Annotated in this window: 2 protein-coding genes and 1 rRNA gene; all 3 read left to right on the top strand. The window is 72.7% G+C overall.

The features are described from left to right. Positions 1-90 precede the first annotated feature (90 nt). The 3 genes from rrf (at position 91) to D459_RS37270 (ending at position 2,102) form a co-directional block, all read left to right on the top strand. A 5S ribosomal RNA gene (gene rrf / locus D459_RS0130120) occupies positions 91-208 on the top strand. Positions 209-846: 638 nt separating this feature from the next. Then, entirely contained in the window at positions 847-1,284 is a 438-nt protein-coding gene (locus tag D459_RS37265; RefSeq protein ID WP_241485166.1) for a hypothetical protein, read from the top strand. Further along, positions 1,281-2,102: a tetratricopeptide repeat protein gene (locus tag D459_RS37270; RefSeq protein ID WP_017596709.1), complete on the top strand. Its 822-nt coding sequence runs from the start codon at positions 1,281-1,283 to the stop codon at positions 2,100-2,102. The genes D459_RS37265 and D459_RS37270 overlap by 4 nt, the downstream gene beginning before the upstream one ends. Positions 2,103-2,821: the final 719 nt, after the last annotated feature.

A 2,821-nucleotide genomic window follows, 5' to 3' on the forward strand; every position in this document is an offset into this window, starting at 1 on the left:
GCAGATGCTGGGTGTTCGCGCACACTGTTTTTTTCCCCTGCCGGGGCTGGTTTGTCCGGCTGGTGGTGGGGGTCCGCGGATCGTTTGTTTTGCGGTGGTCATGGCGGGAGGGTCACACCCGGTCTCTTTTCGAACCCGGTCGTTAAGTCTCCCTGCGCCGATGGTACTGCCTCCATGGTGGGGGGGGGAGAGTAGGGCGCCGCCGCATTTCTTTTTGTGTGGAGGGGTGGGCCCGGTCGGGTCCGCCCCTTTTTCACGCCTTTCTTTGTGAACATGTGAAACTCTTGAAGTTGAGTCTCTGCCAGGGGATGTCGGACGGCTGTGAGTCTGTTCGGGGCGTCTGATTCGGTGAATCGCCGGCCTTCTCGAAGTAATGGCGCCGGGTGTCGGTTCGGCGGGTGAGAGGGGTCCCGGAGAAGGAATTCAGGGAGCCTCGTGCTTGCCCCGTAGCTGTGGGGGTGGCTCGGTGCCGGCTCTGTGGTCGCCTCTCGTACTCGCCTCCCGTGCCCGGGTCGGGTGATGAAGATCCCCCGAGGGGGCGGGAGGCGCTCCAGAGGGGCGTTTCCGAGGTGAAGAGGCTCGGAGAGCCGCCGGCGGAGGCGCCTGCGGCGCCTCGCGCAGGGACGAAACGGGCGTGGAAGCAGGGCTGATGACGTAAAGTGGGATCTCTGGGAATCCTTGTGCGCTGCCGCGGCTCGTGGCGGCGCTTTTGAGTGCTTACGGACGGACGCATGACTGACGACACCCGATCAGGGGGCCGGGGCGGCTCCGGGCCCGAGGACCGTGGAGGACGTTCGGAGGGATCCGGCGGCCGGGGACGGGGCCAGGGCGAACGCGGATTCCGCGGTGGCTCTGGTCGTGGTGCGGCCGGTCGCGGCGGAAGCGGACGAGGGGAGCGCAGGTTCGGCGGGCGCGATGACCGCGGCGGACGGCGCTTCGAGAAGCGGGACGACCGCGGTGGACGCGGCGGCCGGGACGGCGACGAGCGCTCGGGCGAGCGCCGTGAGGGGCGCTTCGAAGGGCGTGGCGACCGCGGCGAGGCGCGGCGCGACGACCGCCGGGACGACCGCCGTGATGACCGGCGGGACGACCGTCGCGGAGGTGAGCGCCGGGACGACCGCAGGGGCGGGCGGCGCTTCGAGGGCCGTGGCGGGCGCCGTGATGACCGGCGGGACGACCGCCGCGGCGGTGGCCGCGGGTTCGACCGGCGCGGTGACCGGCCGCAGCGTTCGGACCGGGAGCGGGACCCCAAGGACATCGCTCCGCGCCTGCCGGAGGACGTGACCGACCGGGAGCTCGACAGCGAGGTCCGCCAGGAGCTGGCGACGCTGCCCCGCTCGCTGGCCGAGGTGGTCGGCCGGCACATGGTGATGGCCGGCCGCCTCCTGGAGGAGGACCCGGAGAAGGCCTACGAGCACGCCGCCTACGCGCGCCGCCGGGCGTCCCGGGTGGCCGCCGTGCGCGAGGCCGCCGGGGTCGCCGCCTACAACGTCGGGAAGTGGCAGGAGGCCCTCTCCGACCTGCGCACCGCGCGCCGGATGACCGGCCGCAACGCGTTCCTGGCGATCATGGCCGACGCCGAGCGGGGGCTGGGCCGGCCGGAGCGCGCCCTGGAGCTCACCCGTTCTCCCGAGGCGGAGAAGCTTGACGTCGAGGACCGCATCGAGCTGCGCATCGTCGCGTCGGGCGCCCGGCGGGACATGGGCGAGACCGAGGCGGCCCTGGTCGAGCTGCAGGTGCCGGAGCTCAAGGAGCGCCGTGCCCGGCCGTGGGTGGCCCGGCTGTTCTACGCCTACGCGGACGTGCTCCAGGAGCTGGGGCGCGAGGACGACGCGCGCGAGTACTTCGCCCGCGCCTCCGCGGTGGACCAGGAGGGCGTGACCGACGCGGACGAGCGCCTCGCCGAGATCGAGGGCGTCGAGCTGGTCGCGGTCGACGACGGCCTGGTGTGGGCGGACGCCGAGGACGCGGCCGACTTCGCCGAGCCGGAGGACGAAGAGGCCGCTGAGGCCCCCGAGAGCCCCGAGGCCGACCGGCGGCCGGAGGAGCGGCCCCGGGAGAGTGTCGAGGGGAAGTCCGAGGAGAAGTCCGAGGAGGAGTAGCGCCGCCTCGTCGCAGAAAGAGCGGGTGCCTTGGAAGAGGGCGCCCGCTCTTTCCGTCTTTCTCCCGTCTTTCTCGTCGAGGGCCTGCCGGGGCTGAATTCTGCCGGCAGATTCATCGGCGTTCACCAGTGCTCCTCTGCCATGATCTTCAGCGTGCGACTCAGTGATCAGGTGCGCATCCAGGGCGTTCACCACCAGAGTGCTTGAAAGCGGGGGCAAGAAGGCGGGACGGCCGTGCCGGTGGTCGAAGACCCCGGCGGGCCGGTTTCCCGTCCTCCCTCTGGAGGCAGGCCGCCCCCGACCGAGGCCGCCTCCGAAGCCGGCCCGGCGCTCGGCGACGCCCGCCCGAAGCCCGAGCACCGGCCCGTCCGGGCCGGACATCGCGGTCGAGCACCGCGGCCGACCGGTCGGGCGCGGCATCTCGCGGAGCGAAGGTCAAAACGGGCGGCGACGGCGCAGGTAGGGGCGGGGCGAAGGCGGTCGCCCGGGCGCGCGCCTCACGGGGCGGGGGTTCAAGCGGGCAGCGACGGCAGCGGTGGGGACCGGCCGGCCGGTCTGGCGCAGCACCCCGCGGAGCGAAGGCTCAAACCGGCAGCGACGGCAAAGGAAGGGGCGGGGCCGGGCTCCCTCACCCGAGCGCGGCGCCTCACGGAGTACAGGTTCAAGCGGGCAGCGACGGCGGCAGGGGCACCGGCCGGTCGGTCTGGCGCAGCACCCCG

The organism is Nocardiopsis potens DSM 45234 (genome assembly GCF_000341105.1).
GTDB classification, from domain to species: Bacteria; Actinomycetota; Actinomycetes; order Streptosporangiales; family Streptosporangiaceae; genus Nocardiopsis_A; species Nocardiopsis_A potens.